This is a genomic window from Streptomyces sp. NPDC044061 (assembly GCF_056434305.1).
The window spans coordinates 24,132-42,830 of the sequence record NZ_JBWKFL010000031.1 but is presented as its reverse complement, the minus strand read 5'-3'; the positions used below and the strand labels follow the sequence as shown (position 1 = coordinate 42,830).

20 protein-coding genes and 1 pseudogene are annotated in these 18,699 nt (G+C 69.9%); 12 read left to right on the top strand and 9 right to left on the bottom strand.

Annotation, left to right across the window (positions count from 1 at the left end; all coding sequences use genetic code 11):
* Nucleotides 1-87 precede the first annotated feature (87 nt).
* Nucleotides 88-1,452, bottom strand: coding sequence for a pyridoxal phosphate-dependent decarboxylase family protein (locus tag AC07CM_RS36720; RefSeq protein ID WP_478880830.1), 1,365 nt, complete (start codon nt 1,450-1,452; stop codon nt 88-90).
* Nucleotides 1,453-1,565: 113 nt separating this feature from the next.
* Between AC07CM_RS36720 and AC07CM_RS36715 the strand changes: the two genes are divergently transcribed.
* From AC07CM_RS36715 to AC07CM_RS36690, 6 genes are all read left to right on the top strand, one after another.
* Nucleotides 1,566-2,057: a MarR family winged helix-turn-helix transcriptional regulator gene (locus AC07CM_RS36715; protein ID WP_478880829.1), complete on the top strand. Its 492-nt coding sequence runs from the start codon at nt 1,566-1,568 to the stop codon at nt 2,055-2,057.
* A 229-nt stretch (nt 2,058-2,286) separates the two neighbouring features.
* Nucleotides 2,287-2,937, top strand: coding sequence for a carbonic anhydrase (locus AC07CM_RS36710; RefSeq protein ID WP_478880828.1), 651 nt, complete (start codon nt 2,287-2,289; stop codon nt 2,935-2,937).
* Between the two features lie 320 nt (nt 2,938-3,257).
* Entirely contained in the window at nt 3,258-3,953 is a 696-nt protein-coding gene (locus tag AC07CM_RS36705; protein ID WP_478880827.1) for a DUF899 domain-containing protein, read from the top strand.
* Between the two features lie 529 nt (nt 3,954-4,482).
* Nucleotides 4,483-4,893 carry a hypothetical protein gene (locus AC07CM_RS36700; protein WP_478880826.1) on the top strand — a complete coding sequence of 137 codons (411 nt, stop codon included), beginning with the start codon at nt 4,483-4,485 and terminating at the stop codon, nt 4,891-4,893.
* Between the two features lie 305 nt (nt 4,894-5,198).
* Nucleotides 5,199-5,813: a DUF1326 domain-containing protein gene (locus AC07CM_RS36695; protein ID WP_478880825.1), complete on the top strand. Its 615-nt coding sequence runs from the start codon at nt 5,199-5,201 to the stop codon at nt 5,811-5,813.
* A complete protein-coding gene (locus tag AC07CM_RS36690) occupies nt 5,810-6,568 on the top strand; it encodes a DUF2182 domain-containing protein (protein WP_478880824.1) in 759 nt (252 codons plus the stop codon). Before AC07CM_RS36695 ends, AC07CM_RS36690 begins: the two co-directional genes overlap by 4 nt.
* 58 nt (nt 6,569-6,626) lie before the next feature.
* Here AC07CM_RS36690 and AC07CM_RS36685 read toward each other — a convergent pair whose 3' ends face one another.
* The 3 genes from AC07CM_RS36685 to AC07CM_RS36675 form a co-directional block, all read right to left on the bottom strand.
* A complete protein-coding gene (locus AC07CM_RS36685) occupies nt 6,627-7,106 on the bottom strand; it encodes a nitrilase-related carbon-nitrogen hydrolase (RefSeq protein ID WP_478880823.1) in 480 nt (159 codons plus the stop codon).
* Complete coding sequence (locus AC07CM_RS36680) at nt 7,015-7,488, bottom strand: VOC family protein (RefSeq protein WP_478880822.1); 474 nt, start codon at nt 7,486-7,488, stop codon at nt 7,015-7,017. Before AC07CM_RS36680 ends, AC07CM_RS36685 begins: the two co-directional genes overlap by 92 nt.
* Nucleotides 7,489-7,728: 240 nt before the next feature.
* Nucleotides 7,729-8,634 carry an NmrA family NAD(P)-binding protein gene (locus tag AC07CM_RS36675; RefSeq protein ID WP_478880821.1) on the bottom strand — a complete coding sequence of 302 codons (906 nt, stop codon included), beginning with the start codon at nt 8,632-8,634 and terminating at the stop codon, nt 7,729-7,731.
* Nucleotides 8,635-9,181: 547 nt separating this feature from the next.
* Between AC07CM_RS36675 and AC07CM_RS36670 the strand changes: the two genes are divergently transcribed.
* Both AC07CM_RS36670 and AC07CM_RS36665 read left to right on the top strand, forming a co-directional pair.
* On the top strand, nt 9,182-9,634 hold the full coding sequence (locus AC07CM_RS36670; RefSeq protein WP_478880820.1) for a MarR family winged helix-turn-helix transcriptional regulator: 453 nt from the start codon (nt 9,182-9,184) through the stop codon (nt 9,632-9,634).
* Between the two features lie 176 nt (nt 9,635-9,810).
* A complete protein-coding gene (locus tag AC07CM_RS36665; protein ID WP_478880819.1) occupies nt 9,811-10,554 on the top strand; it encodes an SDR family oxidoreductase in 744 nt (247 codons plus the stop codon).
* Between the two features lie 598 nt (nt 10,555-11,152).
* On the opposite strand, the gene AC07CM_RS36660 is transcribed toward AC07CM_RS36665, so the two are convergent.
* Both AC07CM_RS36660 and AC07CM_RS36655 read right to left on the bottom strand, forming a co-directional pair.
* On the bottom strand, nt 11,153-11,365 hold the full coding sequence (locus AC07CM_RS36660) for a hypothetical protein (protein ID WP_478880818.1): 213 nt from the start codon (nt 11,363-11,365) through the stop codon (nt 11,153-11,155).
* 291 nt (nt 11,366-11,656) lie between these two features.
* On the bottom strand, nt 11,657-12,607 hold the full coding sequence (locus AC07CM_RS36655) for a helix-turn-helix transcriptional regulator (RefSeq protein WP_478880817.1): 951 nt from the start codon (nt 12,605-12,607) through the stop codon (nt 11,657-11,659).
* Nucleotides 12,608-12,678: 71 nt separating this feature from the next.
* Between AC07CM_RS36655 and AC07CM_RS36650 the strand changes: the two genes are divergently transcribed.
* Nucleotides 12,679-13,065: a VOC family protein gene (locus tag AC07CM_RS36650; RefSeq protein WP_478880816.1), complete on the top strand. Its 387-nt coding sequence runs from the start codon at nt 12,679-12,681 to the stop codon at nt 13,063-13,065.
* 119 nt (nt 13,066-13,184) lie between these two features.
* Here the strand turns inward: AC07CM_RS36650 and AC07CM_RS36645 are convergent, their stop codons facing one another.
* On the bottom strand, nt 13,185-13,835 hold the full coding sequence (locus tag AC07CM_RS36645; RefSeq protein WP_478880815.1) for a CatB-related O-acetyltransferase: 651 nt from the start codon (nt 13,833-13,835) through the stop codon (nt 13,185-13,187).
* A 292-nt stretch (nt 13,836-14,127) separates the two neighbouring features.
* Here AC07CM_RS36645 and AC07CM_RS36640 point away from each other — a divergent pair, with 292 nt between their 5' ends.
* Nucleotides 14,128-14,862 carry a DUF6082 family protein gene (locus AC07CM_RS36640; protein ID WP_478880814.1) on the top strand — a complete coding sequence of 245 codons (735 nt, stop codon included), beginning with the start codon at nt 14,128-14,130 and terminating at the stop codon, nt 14,860-14,862.
* A gap of 302 nt (nt 14,863-15,164) precedes the next feature.
* Here the strand turns inward: AC07CM_RS36640 and denD are convergent, their stop codons facing one another.
* On the bottom strand, nt 15,165-16,166 hold the full coding sequence (denD, locus tag AC07CM_RS36635) for a D-erythronate dehydrogenase (RefSeq protein WP_478880813.1): 1,002 nt from the start codon (nt 16,164-16,166) through the stop codon (nt 15,165-15,167).
* Between the two features lie 220 nt (nt 16,167-16,386).
* Between denD and AC07CM_RS36630 the strand changes: the two are divergent.
* Nucleotides 16,387-16,487 (top strand): annotated as a pseudogene (locus tag AC07CM_RS36630).
* Nucleotides 16,488-16,589: 102 nt separating this feature from the next.
* Here AC07CM_RS36630 and AC07CM_RS36625 read toward each other — a convergent pair.
* Nucleotides 16,590-17,513: an NADP-dependent oxidoreductase gene (locus tag AC07CM_RS36625; RefSeq protein ID WP_478880812.1), complete on the bottom strand. Its 924-nt coding sequence runs from the start codon at nt 17,511-17,513 to the stop codon at nt 16,590-16,592.
* Nucleotides 17,514-17,645: 132 nt separating this feature from the next.
* On the opposite strand from AC07CM_RS36625, the gene AC07CM_RS36620 reads away from it, so the two are divergent.
* Nucleotides 17,646-18,695, top strand: coding sequence for a GlxA family transcriptional regulator (locus tag AC07CM_RS36620; protein ID WP_478880811.1), 1,050 nt, complete (start codon nt 17,646-17,648; stop codon nt 18,693-18,695).
* The last annotated feature ends 4 nt before the right edge of the window (nt 18,696-18,699 follow it).

The following is an 18,699-nucleotide window of genomic DNA, read 5'->3' as shown; positions in this document are numbered from 1 at the left end:
CCGGCAGCAGGCGGTGCTTACGGGGTACTGCCCTCACCCTGGATTCATCTCGGGTGAGGCTGGAGGGCCGCGACGCGTGGCGCCTGCCTACCGGGAGCGGGCGATCCGTTCGACTCGGGCGTGCAGGTGCTCGACGTGGTGCTCGGATTCCGGCTTCATCAGCACACTGCGGAGGATCCGGGCGCCGTCGGCGTCCGCGGTGACCTTCGGGTGGCGGGCTGTGAAGTCGTCACGGCCGGCCTTGAGAGTGCTCAGGAACACCGGGTTCTGGCTTGTCATGCCCTCGGCCAGGATGCGGGCGGAGGTGGCGTCGATGCCGGTCAGGGTGGCGGGTTCGACGACGGGGTAGTAGCTGACGATGTCCAGCTCGGGTGCCTGGTAGAGCTCCAGGACGTCCGAGCCGGCGATCAGTTCCGCCCACTTGAGCGCGGCGCGGCGCCCGGCTGCCAGGATCCGGCCGAGTCCGTCCGGGGTGGGCGGCAGGAGCTGGAACGTGAGCCAGAGCGCGGCGGCGGAGGCGCCGGCCCGCGAACACTCCAGGCTGATCTCGCCGAGGTGAAGCTCGTTGGAGGTGAAGTACGTGTACGGCGAGTCGTGGAGGTAGAAGCGGCCCACCTCGGGATCGCGGAAGAGCACGGCGCCGCAGCCGTAGGGCTGGAGGCCGTGCTTGTGCGGGTCGACGACGATCGAGTCGCACTGTGCGAGGGCCTGCCAGGGCTCGGGCGGGAGCCCTTCCGCGCCGTCGGCGCCCGCGAGCAGGGCGAAGAAGCCGCCGTAGGCGGCGTCGACGTGGAGGCGGACGTCGTAGCGCTCCTTGAGTACCAGGGCCTCGTCGACGGGGTCGACGACGCCGAGTCCGGTGGTGCCGGCGGTGAGGACGACGGTGCCCACGTCGCCGGTGCGCAGCAGGTCTTCCAGTGCGTGCAGGTCGAGGCGGCCCCGGTCGTCTGTGCGTACGGGGTGGCCCTTGACCCCCAGGAGGTGGCACATGCGGCCGTGGGTGTAGTGGGCGTCCGCGCTGTAGGCGACGCCCCGGCCCGGGTGAAGTTCCCGGGCGACGAAGAGGGCTTCCAGGTTGGCGATCGTGCCGCTGGTGGTGAGGTGGCCGAGGTGGGTGTCGTAGCCGAACATCGCGGCGAGCTGTGCGACGGCCTCCCGTTCCATGCGGGCGGTGGCGGGGCCGCCGTCCAGGGCGTGGTTGTTGGGGTTGATCAGCATGGCGGTGAGGTAGCCGACCACGGCGGCAGGGTGCGGGGGCTTGAGCATCTGCCCCGCGTAATGCGGATGGAAGAAGGGGTAGTTGTCCTTCAGCCTGCCGGTGAACTCCTCGAAGGCAGTGGCGAAGCGGTCGTCGCCGACCTCGAGGGACGGGTGGGGCTCGTAGGCGCCGAAGGTGTCGGCCCAGTCCTGTATCGCGTGGGTGGCTCGGTCGAGCCAGTGCTGCAGGTCCACTGATCTCCCTCTCGCTCGGGGCGGCGCCCACTCTAGGATTTTGCTGACTAGTCAGCAATTGACTGCTCAGCAATTGAGACAGCAGTAGGTGAGGAAGCAGTAAAGTCGGCCAGGTGAACGCCGCGAACCGAGAGCACGACCAAGCCGCCGCCCGCGCCGCGAGCAGCCCGCTCGTGCGTGACTTCGGGCTGCTGATCAAGTCCGCCACCCGCCTGGAACAACGGATAGACAACGCCGTACGGCGGGAGTGCGGGATCAGCCACACCATGCTGGAGGTGCTCATGCGGCTCTGCCGGCAGCCCGGCGAGGAGGTCTCACAACGGCAGCTGGCCGACGACCTCACGCTCACCAGCAGCGGCACCACCCGTCTGATCGACCGCATGGAGAAATCCGGCCTCGTGCGCCGCCTGCCCTCTCCCGAGGACCGCCGGGTGGCTCTGGTCGAACCGACCGAGGAGGGCCGCACGGTGTTCCTCCAGGCGGCCCAAGTCCACGCCCGCGTGGTCCAGCGGTACTTCGTCGACCCTCTGGACGCGGAGACCTACGCCCGGCTGACCCGTGCACTGGACGAAATCAACGGTGCGCTGCGCGAAGATGCCGGGTGACATCTCCACCAGCACGGGCCGGCCAGTGATCGGCGGGACCCGGCATCACGCCGCGACGACCGCCCTGCTGCCCCAGCATGAGGGGTGCTGCACCCTCTCCCCGCGAACCGATCCAAAGACCGCCAAAACCCGGGCATACTCGCGCCGACACGCCCGGGACCGCGTTCTCCTGCCTGGCCCAGCGGACCCCGCCGGGCGGTGACCAGCGCCTTGGCCTTACCCTGCCGCCATGAGTGACGCTGCCATCCCCAGTCCGCGTGAAGCCTTCGAGATGCTGCTGGCCGGCAACGACCGGTTCGCCGCAGGCATGCCCCAGCACCCGAACCAGGACGCCGCCCGCCGCGCCGAGATCGCCCCTGCGCAGCAGCCTTTCGCCGTCTTGTTCGGCTGTTCCGACTCCCGCCTGGCCGCCGAGATCATCTTCGACCGCGGGCTGGGCGACCTGTTCGTGGTGCGCACCGCCGGCCATGTGATGGGCTCGGAGGTGCTGGGCAGCATCGAGTACGGGGTGAGCGTGCTGGGCTGCCCGCTGGTGGTGATCCTCGGCCACGACGCGTGCGGTGCGGTCGCGGCCACCCGGGCTGCGGTCGAGGACGGTGCCACCGCCGACGGATTTGTGCGCGATGTCGTCGAGCGGGTCACCCCCAGCGTGCTGGCCGCCCGCGCGGCCGGCGCCACGGCGGACGCTGAGTTCATAGACGAGCACGTACGGGCGACCGTCGCCCTCCTCACCGACCGCTCCCGCGTCATCGCCGACCAGGTCGCCGCCGGGAAGACGGCCGTCGTCGGCCTCTCCTACCAGCTCGCCGACGGCCGCGCCCGCCTGGTCGCCGCCCACGGCCTCGACCTGCCGGCCGACCAGAAGGCCACCATCGGCTGACGGCTCCACGGCGCGATGCAGCGCCCGGGCGGCCGCCACTGTCGACGGCCGCCCGGTCAGCCTCGATGGGTGGGTTGATGCGGCCGGCCGTCTGGAGCGGCCCTGCCCCGGCAGATTCGCTGCCGTAGAGCTCGGATCTTGCCACCGGCCACGGCGCCACCCGTCGCCAGGACGCCCCTGGGTGGCGGAACAGGGCGCCACCTTCGGCACTGCGCCGTCAGAAGAAGTCCCTTCCGCTGTGGCAAGCGATGAGTTCCGGGGCCTGGTGGGGTCTACCTCTGCGCAAGCAAAAGGCTGCGCACGACCTCTGTGAGGGGACCATGACCACCCACGCACTACCGTCCGTCGTCGACGCCGCTACCTGGGAGCGGCAACTCCAGGCGCTGCGGGCGCGGGAGAAGGCCGCGACCCGTGAGCTTGACGCCATCGCCGCCGAGCGTCGTCGGCTGCCGATGGTCGAGATGCCGGACTACATCCTCGAGGGCGAGGACGGCCCCGTTCGGCTGGCGGATGTCTTCGAAGGCAAGAGGCAACTGATCGTCTACAACCACATGTGGTTCGCCGGCAAGGAATGGCAGTGCCCCGGCTGCACGGGGTTCACCTCGCAGTACACCCGCCTGGAGTTCCTGGACAACTACGATGCGCGATTCGTCATCGTCACCCAGGGCCCGATCAAAGAGGCACTCGCCTACAAGCAGCGGGTCGGCAACCGGATGACGTGGTACTCGACGGCCAACAGCTCATTCGGGGCCGACGTCGGCGCACCGCCCGACGGAGGATTCGCGGTCAACGTGTTCCTGCGCGACGGCGACACCGTCTACCGCACGTGGCACACCAACGGCCGGGGTACCGAGCAGCTCAGTCACTCCTTCGCGCTGATCGACGTCCTGCCGTACGGACGCCAGGAGGAATGGCAGGACTCGCCCGAGGGCTGGCCACAGTCGCCCACCTACAGCCGATGGGCAACGTCGCAAGACATCGCTGCGCTGTACGGCCCGGGCTCCGACGGCGGCTGATCGGCCCGCGTCACGGCCGCCTTCCCGCACAGATGGGCCGGCGCTGAGCCTGCCGGTGTCCACATGCATTCGCGGCGGGCGGTGCAGCAGCGGTGGGCCGTCGCTCCGGGGACTCGGCGAGCACCTCACGCAGGGTGTCCTGCAGGGCGGGCCGCGTGGCCGACAGCCTCAGCCCGCCCTCGATGGCCGCCGCCGGCTCTGGAGCGAGCAGGTGCGGCGGCACAGCGCTCGCCATGCGGAGGCGTCCGGTCTTCTCTCTCGCCTCCGGCCACCGCTGTGCGGTTCTGCGCTGCCTGGTCGCTCGCCCGGCCCGCGGCGGCCGGTGCCGAGCGCGGGCCGACTGAGCGGCCGTGCAGCGCGCGCCCACGCCAGGGGGTCGCCCCTGCTCCTGGAGCAGAGCCCGGGCCGCCTCGTCGTCACGTCACGCTCCAGCGATAGAGGGCGCGCACCACTCACCCTCTGGCGTAGCGTGCCGTATCCGAGCTTCCGGGATGTGATCCGCGAGCAGGCACAGTGAGGGGGGCGGAGCGTGGGCGCGTTGTCGTGGAGCGACGATCTGGTGCGTGGCCTCAAGCCGTGGCAACGGGTGGTGCTCGTCGTGTGCCTGTGCCTGCTCGCGCTGCCGTTGTGGTTCGCCGCGAAGAACGTCTACCGCTTCTTCGACGGGCACTACACCAAGACGGAAGGGTACGTGCACTGCGAGTGGGACGGCCCATGCAGGGGCGTGTGGCGTCTGCCCGGCGGAGGACAGGGCCGCGGTGAGATCGACGGTCTGTCCTTCGCCGACGATGAAGAGCTCTTGACGGACATACCGCTGTATGCGGGCCGGGACTGGGCTGTCACCTCCCGCTCTCATCTGATGGTTCACGCAGCCGGTGAATTCGCAGGCACTGTGGCCGGCGCGGCTTTGGTCCTTTGGGTCGCTTGGCAGAGGTCCTAGGCGGCAGGCCTGATGTTCGCCGGCCCTGCCGCGCATCCCGTCGCGACTTCAGGGAGGCCGTTTGGCAACGCCTGAGCCGAGGGCGACCAGCCATGAAGAGGACGTCGTCGATGACGAATCCGAAGCCGCGGGGTTTCCCCCTCCCCCACGACCCAGTACCAGGACGCTGCGCTGCGCCGGCAGCGGCGGATCTGCGCGACGGGGGTGGTCGGGAATAGCCTGGAGAAGAGCGGCACCGGGACGCAACCGCCCTCCCGATGCAGCCCCTTCACCGAGGGGGACGTAGAAGAGGGAGGCGAAGAGCCATGCCCTGGAATCTGAACGGCACGTACCTGGAAAGCTGCAACTGTGACACGGTGTGCCCCTGCACCACCTCTGGCCTCACCGCACCGGCCGACCATGAGCGCTGCCAGGTGACCTTCGCGTTCCACGTGGACAGCGGGAACGTGGATGGCGTGGACGTCTCCGACCGCAGCGTCGCCGTCTTCATCGACGCGCCCCGGGTGATGTCCGAGGGCGGCTGGCAGGTGGCGCTGTACCTCGACGCTTCGGCCGACGACGGCCAGGCGGAGGCGCTGGGCAAGGTCTTCTCCGGCCAGGCGGGCGGGCCGATGGCGGCGCTCACTCCGCTCATCGGCGAGGTCCTCGGCGTGGAGCGCGTACCCATCGACTACCGCGACGACGGCCGCCGTCACGCCGCGCGGGTGGGCGACGCCATCGACATCGAGATCGAGGACCAGGTTGCCCCGCAGTTCGGCGAGGACGGTCCGGTCATGGGCCTGACCGGCATGTTCCACCCGGCGAACAGCACGCTGACCATTGCCCGCTCCACCCGGGCGACGGGCGACGGCGTGTACGGCCGGTCCTGGGACTTCTCCGGCGGCAACGGACACTCGGCACCCTTCACGTGGACCGCGTGACCGGTCGGCCGGTCACCGTCCGCCACAGGGCGGGCCTCGCCGGACTGCTGCTGGTCGCGGCGGCTGCCGCCTGGGTCTGGGTGGTGACGCGCTGGGGCGGCATGCAGGCGATGCCGGGCACCATGGGCCTGGGCCTGCCCGCTTTCCTGGCCGTGTGGACGCTGATGATGGCGGCGATGATGCTGCCCGCGACGGCGCCCGTCGCCGCGCTGTACGCGCGCACCATCACCGCGCACCGGGCGCCGCGCATGGTCGTTTTCACGATCGCCTACCTGATTGTCTGGGCCGCGGCGGGGCTGCCGGCGTACGGGCTGGCCGCCGGCCTGGGCCGGGCGGTCAGTCTCCCCGCCGTGGCGGGGACCGCAGTGGCCGCGGCCGTGTTCGCGGTCAATGGCGTCTACCAGCTCACGCCCCTCAAAGACCACTGCCTGGCGAGGTGCCGCTCGCCGATCGGACTGATGCTGCGCTACGCCTCATACCCGGGGCGCTCGCGCGATCTGCGTGCCGGAGCCCACCACGGGGCGTTCTGCCTGGGCTGCTGTTGGTCGCTGATGGTGCTGCTGGCGGCGTTTGGTGTGATGAACCTGTGGGCCATGGTGGTCCTGACCGCCGTGATCACCACTGAGAAGCTGGCTCCGGCCGGCCGCGTGGTGGCCCGTGCCGTGGGGATCACCTCGATCGCCTTGGCCGTCGCCGTCTTCTGGGTACCGGCGCTGGCTCCGGGCCTCACCGGTGGCGGCATGGCCCGGATGTAGGGACGAAGGTCGTGCCCGCCGGGAAATCACGCGCCTGGCGGGCACCTGAGGGTACGCCTCACGGGACCGCCGGAGGGCGTAGGCCAGCGCCCTGCCGATCTGCGTCGAGCCAGGCACTGGAGTTGACCACGAAGCAGGCCGACTCAAGCGCGTGCTGACGGATGTTGACCTCGATCTGGTCGGCGAACTTCGGGCCTCCGAAGGAGCCGGGGTACATCGCGGCGCGGATCTGCTCGCCGTCGGTCATCAAGGCGTAGCGCACCAGCGGCAGGTGGTGCTCCCAACATGCGAGCCGACCGATTCGTCCGACGGCGCTGTCCACAGCACGCAGGCCTGAACCGTCACCCTGCCCCCGGATCATCCGCTCGTGACAAGTCGGAGATGAACTGCCGGAGCCTGCTGCAGGCCCTTGTGAAGGTGGTGGTGCCTCATGGGTGCGGGCGCGGTCAGCGGCCGGGAGCTCGCTGCGTGATTTCCTGAAGCACCCAGCCGTTTCCGTCGGGGTCTTTGAAGGTGGCGTACGAGCCGTAGCTGGCACGCTCCGGGTGCGGGCCGGTGATCCGTTCCTGGCCCTGCCCGTTGTGGACGACTTCTGCGGCGTCGTGCCCGTGGAAGAAGATGCCCTTGCCGTCGTGGAACACCTCGCTCACCTCGACACCGCGGCCGATCAGCTCCGCGCGGGCCTCTTGGATGTCCGTGACGACGAGGTACAGGCCCTGGGCCGAGCCTGGTGCGGCCGTGGTGAGGCCCTTGCCGAAGATGACCGAGGCCTCGGATCCGGGCGGCGTGAGGTGGGCGACGCGGTAGTCGTCGGTGGCGTCCTTGGCGACGTCGAGCCGAAATCCGGCCTTCTCGTAGAAGGCCCTGGAGTGGTCGACGTCCGAAACGGGAAGGACGAAGAGCTCTAGTTTCAGGTTCATTTCTCTGGCTTTCCTTGTTGTCCGAGTCCCGCACGTGGCGCGGCACATAGGGGAAAAGGGGGTGGCACAGTCCTCCGCTCGGTGAGCGCAGGCTGGTGGTGCTGGGAGCCTCGAGAGGGAAGCGGGCGCCTGTGGGTGCGCGAGGGTGCGGGGTGAGGCCGTGGTTGCGGCATCATTGGGCACCGCGCCGGTGCGCCATGCACGTTGTCCCAGGAGCGGCGAGCCTTCCTGGGGAGCTTGTCAGCCCAGGTAGAGGTCCTTGCGTACCGCCACGAACTCTTCGATCGTCTGGGCGGGGGCACCCGTCAGGCGCTCGACGTCGTCGGAAGCGCGGTCGTACCGGTTCTGCTGGTGGAGGCGGCACATGGTGACGATGTGCTGCTCGATGTGTGGCGGCAGGCCGATCGTGGAGAGCACGTCTTCGCGCCACTTTTCGAGGGGTACGTCCACGTACGAGACCGGCCGGCCCAGCGCCTTGGAGAAGGCGTCGGCCATCTCCGTCATGTCGACCGTTCGCGGGCCGGTCAGCTCGTAGACGTGCCCCACGTGGTGGGCCGGGTCACGCATGACGGTTGCGACCACCCTGGCTACGTCGTCCACGGCGATCGGTGAGGTGCGTCCAGCTCCGAACGGCAGCTCGATGGTGCCGTTCTTGCGGATCGTCCGGGCCGGAAGCGTGGTGAACAGCGGGTTGTCCAGGAAGGACGTAGGACGGATGTGGACCACTGGCAAGCCTGACCAGTCGAATACCTGTTCCGCCAGCCAGTGCAGCCGCTGCTGGTGGGACTCCGCGGTGCTGGTGGCAGTCATCTGCGACACGGTCATCTGCGACATGTCGATGAGGGCGTCCAGTTTGCCGTGGTCACGCGCGACGCTTGCCACGACGGTCGCCGCGAGGAGGTGGTCGGGCGACACAGGCATGGCGAAGTACAGACTTCGGGCGTCCTCCAGGGCGGACGCGACGGTCTCGGGTCGCGTGAGGTCACCGAGGACGACTTCTGCACCGAGTGCACGCAACTGTGCGGCCCGGTCGTCGTCCCGGCGCACCATGACGCGCACGGGCACGTCCTGCGAGCGCAGCTTCTCGAGGACACTTCGGCCCACGCCGCCAGCGCCTGTGATGAGGGCGAGGTGACTGACAGCCATGGATCTGTCTCCTTCTTTGTAACCAGACAAGATCGGATTCGCATCCGCGCACGGAACCGGAGGCACTCGGCCGTTCGACGGGGCGCTTCCGCGGGTGCCACAGGAAGGGCAAGGAAGCAGGGTCACCACCGTCGAATTACGAGCATATGCTCCTAATTCTCGAGGTGCAAGAGTCCGCCGTCCGGCCCCACTCGCCACCAAGGGATGGGGCGCCGGCCGACGACTCTTACGAGCATATACTCCTATCGTGCGGTTCGAGCCCCCGCTCAGCCCCCGACCACCGTCTCACGACGCCGATCGCCCCCGCGGGAGCCGCGCCTGCGGCGGCCAGACCCCCGAGAATGCCGACGCCTGTCGAGCGTACGTCCCGGCTGAACGGTCGTCGCGAACGAGCGGCGAGGAGCCCGGACCGGCACCGCACCGGTGCCACCCGCGTGACGCCTGCGCACTCTCCGGCAGTGGCTGCCGCTTCGGCGACGCCACCGAGAGTGGGACCGGCGCAGTTAGGTGCATATACTCGTACATTGATCCGGAACTGGAGGAGATCATGGCCCGCACCGGCAGGGACACCGTCGATTCCTGCAACAACCTGGTCCTGCGCAAGGCGGCCCGGTACCTCAGCGCCACCTATGACAAGGCGCTCGCTCCGACAGGCCTTCGTGCTACTCAGTTCAGCATCCTGCAAAAGCTGAGCACCCAGGAGCAGACAACCATCACCAGCCTCGCCGAGTTGATCGCCATGGACCGCACGACCTTGGCCGCCAATCTCAAACCACTCGCTCGCGAGGGCCTTGTCACTGTCGAACCTTCGCCGACAGACCGCCGCGCTCGCATCGTCGCCATCACCCAGGACGGCCTCGCCCGGATGAAAGCCGCCCTCCCGTACTGGCGCACCGTGCAGTCCGAGTTCGAAGAGAGCTTCGGCGTAGACAAGGCAGCACGGCTCCGTGCCGCTCTCGATGACGTCCTCAGCACCGGATTCCATCCCTGGGCCGAATGACGGGCAGCTGCCTTCACGGGCCTCGACTCGGCTGACCGCGAGCACCTCTGCTGTGACACCGGCCGTCGGGATGCGGTACTGGCCGCTGAGAGTGACGCTGAGGGAGGTCTGTACCCATGGCCGCTCACCCCTTACGCCGACAGCGGAGGAAGACGAGTGGCACAGGAGGGATCACCATGCGAGTCGCCGTCGCCGGAGCAACGGGGAACATAGGGGCCCGCACCGCCGCAGCCCTGGAACGGGCCGGACACGACGTCGTGCGCATCAGTCGCTCGCTCGGTGTGGACCTGATCACCGGGAATGGCCTCGACGCGGCCCTGACCGGAGTCGATGCCGTCGTGGACGCCACGAGCCACGAGGCAGCCGACCGAGACGAGGCGGTGGCGTACTTCGGCGCCACCACCCGGAACCTGCTCGCCGCCGAGGAACGGGCCGGTGTCCGTCACCACGTACTGCTCACGATCGTCGGCGTCGGCCGTGTGCAAGGAAACGCGCACTACGCAGGCAAGCGTGAGCAGGAGCGTCTCGTGAGCGAGGGCCCGGTACCGTGGACGATCGTTCCGTTCACGCAGTTCCACGACTTCGCCGCCACGGTCGCGAGTTGGACAGAGCGGGACGGCGTCGCCACGATTCCACCGCTGCTCATCCAGCCGATCGCACCCGCGGACGTGGCCGACATCCTCACCGAGATCGCCACGGGGACACCGCTGGGTCGTTACCCCGATGTCGCCGGCCCGGAGCCGCAGGATCTGGTGGACATGGCCCGGCGCACCAACGATGCGCGTGGGCACGCGGTCAAGCTCGTGCCGACGTGGTCATCGCTGTTGGGTCCGGAGATGGCCGGTGAGGTCCTCCTGCCCGGTGAGGGCGCCCGCATCGCGCCCACCACCTTCGACGAGTGGCTCGCGAAGCCGCAATAGCATCGTCGCGGCCCAACACTGTGCGCCGCGCTTGCGGCACTGGTAAGGGGCAGCGGCCGAAAGAACGGCCGGGTTATCGGTGAGGCCGCGCCGCTCCGTCCAGCGCCGCAGGCCTACCCGACGTGCTCGCTGAGTGGGGGTGTGCAGGACACCGTCGCACCGGAAGTGTCCGCCGCCCCCTTCCGAGGCGCGGCAAGGACGCGCATTCACATCCCTTCCGCAGGTCTGCAGCTCGTCAAGGTCGGGGCTGGTGCCGCATGAGGCAGACCGAGGTCCGGGCGAAAAAAGGGTTCCTCGCGCGGTGCCGACGACCACCCCGGCCCCCCAGACGGCTTGCGATGGCGGGCGCCGAGGGCGGCGTAACCTTCCTGCGGGTCGGGCGTTGAGCAAGGTACGCGCGCGGACGTCACCCCCTCCGTGGACGCGTGCGCAGACGAGGGGCCCGAACCATGCCCGGCATCGGGCCCCTCCCCCACCACCCCACCCGCGTCCCGTTGGACACCGCGGCGCTGTCGGCGATCGGGGAGCCCGCCGGACGCCGGCGGGCTCGGTCTCGGTCTCGGTCTCGGAGCTATGGGTAGCGGACATTGGGGAGGTCTCACGGTGCGGTGGGGTCGTCCTCCTGGCCGTCCTGGGTCTTGGAACTCTTGGACAAGGGGTGCAGGCCCAGGAGATCCCTGGCTGCCTTCCCCCTCGCGCTGCCGGGGCTGATCAGCACGATCAGGACGAGCAGCACGTAGGAGCCTGCCATGGTGCAGGCAAGGATGAGCGCGGCGTGGGCGCCGCCGTGGAGAAGTTCGTAGATGGACATCGTCGCTTTGCCGAGCAGCCCGTTCGAGAGGCGCCCGGGGCAGCGTCAGGGCCGGGGAGGGGAGCGACCGGGCGCCGGGTCGGTCGTGGCCATGAGGAAGGTGAAGCCTGTATTCGCTCGGAGAGTCATTTCGGGGTCCTTAAGCGGTTGAGGGCCGGGCCGGGAAGGGGGGCGGCGGGCGGGCTGCCCGCGCTCTTCCTGCGTCCATGACTCCATTGCGCCCCGTCGGCCGCATCGGGTCACGTCACGGAACCTCGGGACTTGACAGCCCCGCTCCGGGGATCCCGCCTCCTACTCGTTGGCCTCGAGGAGGTCCCGGGTGCGGCGCAGCAGGGCTTGCCGTACCGACTCCGGAGCGAGGACGCGCAGCGGGGTTCCCAGGCCGAGCAGGTAGCGGGCGAGGCCGTCCGGATCGGGGCCGCCTATGTCGACAAGGGTCGCCTCCGGGCCGTCGCAGCGGTGGGTGCCCACCGTTGCGGGGACGAGTCGTAGCGCCGCGTCCATGGGGAGGGGGAGGCGAATGGTCGCGGACAGGGGGTAGGGGCCGTTGGCGATGTTGCGGGAGACCAGCCGTGCCGCGTCGGGCGGGTCGGTGAGGTCCGCCGGCCGGCCGGTGAGCTGGAGCCGGTCGACCCGGTCGGCCCGGAATGTTCGCCACTGGCCTCGTGTCACGTCCCGCGCGACGAAGTACCAGCGGCGTCCGGTACGGACGAGACGGTAGGGGTCCACGTCCCGGAGCGTGGCCCGTCCCTCGGCGTCGACGTACGACAGCCGGGCGCGCTCGCCCCGTCGGCAGGCAAGGGCCAACTCGAGCAAGAGGCCGGTTCTGATCTGCGGTCCGTCGGCCGCGGGGAGGCTGACGAACGCGTCGTCCAGCTCCCCCAGCCGCTCAGCGATCCGCCCGGGCAGCACCTGACGCAGCTTCAGCAGGGCGGACAGTGCGGCCTGGTCACTGCCCACGGCGTCGCTCTGCGCCGCCTCCCGCAGTCCGACCGCCACGGCCAGCGCCTCCTCGTCGTCGAGGATCAGCGGTGGCACCCGGGAGCCGGCGCGGAGGCGGTATCCGCCCCAGGGGCCCGCTTCGGAGTCGACGCTGTAGCCGAGCTCCCGGAGCCGGGCGATGTCCCGGCGGACGGTTCGGTCCGTGACCTGGATGTGCTCGGCCAGTTCGGCGCAGGTCCACGACGGCCGGGAGGACAGCAGGGACAGCAGTCGCAGCAGGCGGGCGGAGGAGCTGATCACTCGGGGAAGTTTTCCACACCGCGCCACAACCAGGACCGGAACTGTCCGGGTCACGGTCTAGCGTTCTTTCCATGAGCACGGACACCACTTCCGCACCCGCGTTCCGCTACGCCGCCGTCACCTTCGACTGCGCCGACCCCGCCGAAATGGCTCACTTCTACGGCGAGTTGCTCGGCATGTCGGTCCTCTTCTCCAGCGACGACTTCATCCTGCTCGGCAAGGAGGGAGCGACCGGTCTCGGCTTCAACCGCCTGGCCGACTACCGCCGGCCCACCTGGCCCGACCCCGCCCAGGAGAAGCAGGCCCACATCGAGCTGGGCGTGGACGACCTGGACATCGCCGAGAAGCACCTGCTCGAACTCGGCGCCGCCAAGCCCGACTTCCAGCCGCAGCCCGAGCGCTGGCGGGTGCTGCTGGACCCTGCGGGCCATCCGTTCTGCATCACGACGTTGGTCTGACGGGGCCTCGACCGAGTAGAAAGGCAGGCATCGCCTGACCTCCGCGGCGCCACCGGTCACGCCCGGCACAAGCGTGTCTCACCGGGTCACAGCTACTCCCGGAATCCGGTCCGTGGCCCCTAGATTCGCGGGGCGTCCGGAGCGGCGGCTTCGAGGTCGGCGATGCTGCCCGACATGATCGTGCGCACGTGCTCGGTGACGTGCTCCGCGGGCCAGTCCCACCACGCCACCGCCAGCAGCCGGGCGGTGTCCTGGTCGTTGTAGCGGGTGCGGATGAGGCGTGCCGGGTTGCCGCCGACGATGCCGTAGTCGGGCACGTCGCCGGCCACCACGGCGCCGGAGGCGATGATCGCGCCGTGTCCGATCCGTACGCCGGGCATGACCGTCGCGCCGTGGCCGAACCAGACGTCATTGCCGACGACGGTGTCCCCTCGGTTGGGCAGGCCGGTGAGCAGGTCGAAGTGATCGGCCCAGGAGCCACCCATGGTGGGAAAGGGAAAGGTCGAGGGACCGTCCATGCGATGGTTGGCGCCGTTCATGAGGAACCGTACTCCCGTGCCCAGCGCGCAGAACTTGCCGATGATCAGCTTTTCCGGTCCGTAGTGATAGAGCACGTTGCGCGTCTCGAACGCCGTCGGGTCGTCCGGGTCGTCGTAGTAGGAGTACTCCCCGACCTCGATCAGCGCGGACGTCACCAGCGGCTTGAGCAGCACCACTCGGGGCTGCTCGGGCATCGGGTGAAGGACCGTAGGGTCGGCAGGCACAGGCATGGCGGGCGATTCCTCATGGGTTGAGTGTCAGTGACCGGTCCATGATCGCGCCGCCGAGCCGGGCGGAACACAGGTTTTCCCTTTGCACGAACACGCGCTGTCCCGTGTTGCTCAGTGCCGCGAACAGCCGAGGGGAACGGGAGATGAACCTCTCCCACGGCCGCGATCGTGTCGGCAAGCAACTGCTCCATGACGGCATGGGCCTGGTCCACCTCTCCCATGCTCTGCAGGATCAGGGCGTGGTTGGCGGACATCTGCTATGAACGGATGTCCGGGTAGAACATGCGGCAGTTTGGCCGACATCGCCACCGTTGATCGGCTGCCTGCCAGTTGCCACCATGTTCAGGTCGGCTGGCAATTCACAGCGGGGGGAGACATGCTCAGTCTTCGGGGAAGGCCAGTTCAGAACACTCGGACAATCGTCGTCGCCTCCATGGCCCTGTCTACCCTCGTGCTCATCCTCGCGACCCCATTCATTCTGAACATACTTGCCCCGGACGATCTGGACTGGGGGCGACTGAGCAATGTCAGTCAGACCTACGGTGCATTGTCCGTGCTCATCTCCGCAGCCGCGTTGGCAGGAGTCGCTGCCTCGCTGTGGTACCAGGCTCGGCAGACGCAGATAGCTCAGGAAGCCGCGCGGCGAGATGCGCATCGAGAACTGATCGTCCTGGCGCTCGGCGACCCTTCGCTCCTGGCGTGCTGGGAGCCGCCGCATACGCCAATGACGGCCACCCGGAGGAAGCAGATCCTGTTCACCAACCTCATCGTGACCAACTGGGAGTCCGATTTCAGGCTCGGGAACCTCGGCGGGGCCGCACTCCGGGACATGTTCGACGGCCACTTCCAAGGCGAGATCGCACGAGAGCACTGGTCGAACGGCGGTCCTGGGTGGCGCGTCTCGGCCGAGCTTTCCACCGACCCGACGCGACGCCAGTTCGTCGAGATCGCTGACGAACGCTACGCCCGCGCCATCGCCGACGGCCCTCCGGTCCCCGCTTCTGACTACTTCGAGACGGCACCGTAGCGAGCCGGGTTGATGGTGAGCCGCCGGCGAAGCTCTCACCCGGGGCGGTACCTGAACCTCGCCGTCCTGCCAGCACCGATACGAACGGCCGCGATCCCACCCACCGCGAGCAGTCCGCAGCCCGGGTGCCTCGCCATCGGCCGGCACCCACCGGCCACGACACCATGCCTTTCTCGTAACCCGAGCCGTCCCCGCCTGCCGCACATCTCCGGGCTCCGGGGCTGCGCCGTCGCCGCCGATACTGTCCCGGCGACACCGCCCCTTTCGGCGGACATGCAACCCCGGCCACGCCCGTACGCCGGTCAGGATGCGGCCCTGTGCTCCGCAAGGTAGTCCCGCACGACCGTCAGGAAGTCCGGGTCGGGTTCCAGACCGAGTGCGGCGGCACGGGTGGTGTCGAACACCGCGGGCCACGAGCCCACGATGGCCTCGACTGCCGGGTCGGGCCTGATGCTCACCAAGTCGGCGGCGGCGTCGCCGGCCACCTGCCGTAGCGTGGCGAGCATCTCGGCGACCGATACCGTGAGCGCGGGCAGGTTGACCGGCAGCGGGCCCTGCAACTGCCCGGGCCCGGCACCGCGTTCCGTCTGTGCGATACGCAGGAGTCCCTCGATGGTGCGGCGTGGCGAGGCCAGGGCCACCCGCAGGTCGGGGTGGACCGGGCAGGTCGCCGGCAGTCCCGCGAGGGGTTCGCGGATGATGCCGGACAGGAAGCCGGAGGCGGCCGCGTTGGGTGTGCCGGGCCTGACCGCGACGGTCATCAGGCGGGCGGTGCGTCCGTCGACAAAGCCATGGCGGGTGTAGTCCGCGATCAGGTGCTCGCAGACGAGCTTCTGGGTTCCGTAACTCGACTGCGGCAGAGGCAGGGTCGACTCGCTGACCACCGGTGGCAGAGGCAGCGTCGGGTGGGTGCCGTAGACGGCGAGGCTGCTGGAGAACACCACGCGCACTCTTGGCCCGCCGGTGGCCGACTGTGCCCGGGCGGCGTCGAGGAGGGTGCGGGTGGTGTCCACGTTGGCACGCATGCCGAGGCTCATGTCGGCCTCGCACTCGGCCGAGACCGCGGCTGCGAGATGGAAGAGCACATCGACCGGCTCGGCGAAAACGTCGCCGAGCCGGTCGATCACATCGCCGTGTACCACGTCCACGCGGGGGTCGGTCGCCATCGGGGCGCCAGGCTGTACGACGCGGTCGGCGAGCACCAGCCGCCGGATCGGTGTGCCGGCGAACGTTCCCGTCCGCAGCAGTGCGTCGGCGAGCCGGCGTCCCAGGAAGCCGAACGCGCCCGTGACGACGACCCTCATGACATCCCCCCTTGCGTAGTGGGTCAGGCCAGCGGTGACCCTTCACGACGGCCTGCCCTGTTAAACCTCACGGCCGGAATCGTGTGGCGCCGGGCGAGGCGTGCACCGTCCGGCAAGGCGTGGCCGGCCGGCCGCATCAGGCGCACGTCAGTCGCCCGTCAGGGGGTCCTGCCAGTCTTGTTCACGTGAACGGGCCGGGACAGCAGCGGGCCGGGAGCGAGGAGAGGTGCCCGGAGTGGTTGATCGGGGACCAGCGAGGATGCCTCACGGTCGGGCCCCTTTGAGGGGCCCACGCAGGTTCGAATCCTGCCCTCTCCGCCACAGCAGATCACCCAGGCCGGCCGAGGCAATCCGCCCGCACGGAGCATCGGGCCCGTGCGGCCGGCCGGTGCCTGCTCGCCGCGGCAGACCGGTGGCCGTGGATCAGGCGACCGTCAGGACGATCTTGCCAGTGGTGCGGCCCTGCTCGCCGATCTCGTGCGCCTTCGCGGCCTCGGCCAGCGGCAGGACCGTCTCGACGACCGGCTTCAGCGCGCCCCGCTCCGCCAGGGCGGCGATCTCGCGCAGGCCCAGGTGGTCCGGCTCGACCAGCATCCACACCGCCCGCACCCCGTCCTGGGCGGCGGGGACGTCGTCCGGGCCGGGGAGCGTGATCAGCCGGCCGCCGGGCTTGAGCACCGTCAGGGAGCGTTCGGCCGTCTGTCCGCCGAGGCCGTCCAGCACCACGTCGACGTCGCTCACGACGTCCTCGAACCGCACTGTGCGGTAGTCGATCACCTCGTCCGCGCCCAGCTCACGCACCAGGTCGTGCTTGCCCGCGCTGGCCGTGCCGATGACGTACGCGCCGCGGGCCTTGGCGATCTGCACCGCGAAGTGGCCGACGCCGCCGGCGGCCGCGTGCACCAGCACCCGCTCGCCGGGGCGCACGTCAGCGGTGTCCACCAGGGCCTGCCAGGCGGTCAGCGCGGCGAGTGGCAGCGCTGCCGCCTCCACGTGCGTCAGGCCTGCCGGCTTCAGGGCGAGGTGCCGGGCCGGTGCCACCACGTACTCGGCGTAGGCGCCCGCCTGGCGCGGGAACAGCGGCATCCCGAAGACCTCGTCGCCGGGGCGGAACATCCCCACGCCGGGCCCGACGGCCTCGATGGTGCCGGAGATGTCCCAGCCGACCGCCGGGACGGTGCCCCACTCGATGAGGGCTCCACCGGCGCGGGTCTTCCAGTCCACCGGGTTCACTCCGGCCGCGTGCACCCGGACCAGGACCTCGTTCAGTCCCGGCTCGGGGCGCTCGACCTCACGCTCGATGAGGTTCTCCGGTCCGCCCCACTGCTCCACGACCACCGCACGCATGCTTCTGCCTCGTCATTCTTCGTCTCGGTCGGCTTGTCCCCGGGAATCCCCCGGTGACGACGCAGTCCACGATCCGGCACCCCGACCCGCCGTGGTGTTGGCCGCTTGGCCACTATGTGACAGGATCTGGCCATGAGCGAGACGCGGGAAACGGCCAGGCAGGACGAGCGGGACGGGGCGCCGGCAGCGACGGCGCCCCGGCGGCACCGGATCGCCGTGCTCGCCCTGCCCGGGGTCCCGCCGTTCGAGCTCGGCATCCCCTCCCGTGTCTTCGGCAGCGTCTGGGACGACGAGGGCCGCCCGCTCTACGACGTCACCGTCTGCACCGCCGACGGCGCCCCCGTACTCAGCGACGCCGGCTTCTCCGTGCAGCCCGCGGCCGGCCCCGAGGCCCTGGCCGCCGCGGACACCGTGATCGTCCCGCCCACGCACGCCATGCCCGAGCTGGGTCGCGGCGGCCCGCTGCCGCCCGAGGTCACCGCGGCCATCGCCGGCATCCGGCCCGGCACCCGGCTGGTGTCCATCTGCACCGGCTCCTACGTGCTCGCCGCGGCCGGGCTGCTCGACGGCCGGCCGGCCACCACCCACTGGAACCTGGCCCCCGAATTCCGCCGCGCCTACCCCACGGTCAAGGTCGACGAGGACGTCCTCTTCGTCGACGACGGCGACGTGCTGACCTCCGCGGGCGTCGCCGCCGGCGTCGATCTCTGCCTGCACATGATCCGCCGCGACCACGGCGCGGCCGCCGCCAACCGGGCCGCCCGCATGTGCGTGGTACCGCCCTGGCGGGACGGCGGGCAGGCCCAGTACATCGACCGCCCGGTGCCTGAGCCCACCGTCGCCAGCACCACCGACACCCGTGCCTGGGCCCTGGAGCACCTGGGCGAACCGCTCTCCTTGAACCGGCTCGCCGAGCACGCCCGGATGAGCCTGCGCTCCTTCACCCGGCGCTTCCGCGACGAGGTCGGCATGACCCCGGTGCAGTGGCTCACCGCGCAACGCCTTGAACTGGCCAAGCAGTTGCTGGAGACCACCGATCTGTCGATCGACCTGGTCGCACACCGGGCCGGCTTCGGCTCCGCCAACTCCCTGCGCGCGCACATGAGAACGGCCTTCGGCGTCTCGCCCGCCGCCTACCGCCGCACCTTCCATCCCAACGACCTCGCCGGGACTCGCGGTTGATGGG

Coding starts and splice junctions, on each gene's coding strand:
- AC07CM_RS36710 (WP_478880828.1), top strand. CDS start 2,287: ATGAGTGACGCTGCCATCCCCAGTCCGCGTGAAGCCTTCGAGATGCTG.
- AC07CM_RS36705 (WP_478880827.1), top strand. CDS start 3,258: ATGACCACCCACGCACTACCGTCCGTCGTCGACGCCGCTACCTGGGAG.
- AC07CM_RS36695 (WP_478880825.1), top strand. CDS start 5,199: ATGCCCTGGAATCTGAACGGCACGTACCTGGAAAGCTGCAACTGTGAC.
- AC07CM_RS36680 (WP_478880822.1), bottom strand. CDS start 7,488: ATGAACCTGAAACTAGAGCTCTTCGTCCTTCCCGTTTCGGACGTCGAC.
- AC07CM_RS36675 (WP_478880821.1), bottom strand. CDS start 8,634: ATGGCTGTCAGTCACCTCGCCCTCATCACAGGCGCTGGCGGCGTGGGC.
- AC07CM_RS36670 (WP_478880820.1), top strand. CDS start 9,182: ATGGCCCGCACCGGCAGGGACACCGTCGATTCCTGCAACAACCTGGTC.
- AC07CM_RS36665 (WP_478880819.1), top strand. CDS start 9,811: ATGCGAGTCGCCGTCGCCGGAGCAACGGGGAACATAGGGGCCCGCACC.
- AC07CM_RS36660 (WP_478880818.1), bottom strand. CDS start 11,365: ATGTCCATCTACGAACTTCTCCACGGCGGCGCCCACGCCGCGCTCATC.
- AC07CM_RS36650 (WP_478880816.1), top strand. CDS start 12,679: ATGAGCACGGACACCACTTCCGCACCCGCGTTCCGCTACGCCGCCGTC.
- AC07CM_RS36645 (WP_478880815.1), bottom strand. CDS start 13,835: ATGCCTGTGCCTGCCGACCCTACGGTCCTTCACCCGATGCCCGAGCAG.
- denD (WP_478880813.1), bottom strand. CDS start 16,166: ATGAGGGTCGTCGTCACGGGCGCGTTCGGCTTCCTGGGACGCCGGCTC.
- AC07CM_RS36625 (WP_478880812.1), bottom strand. CDS start 17,513: ATGCGTGCGGTGGTCGTGGAGCAGTGGGGCGGACCGGAGAACCTCATC.
- AC07CM_RS36620 (WP_478880811.1), top strand. CDS start 17,646: ATGAGCGAGACGCGGGAAACGGCCAGGCAGGACGAGCGGGACGGGGCG.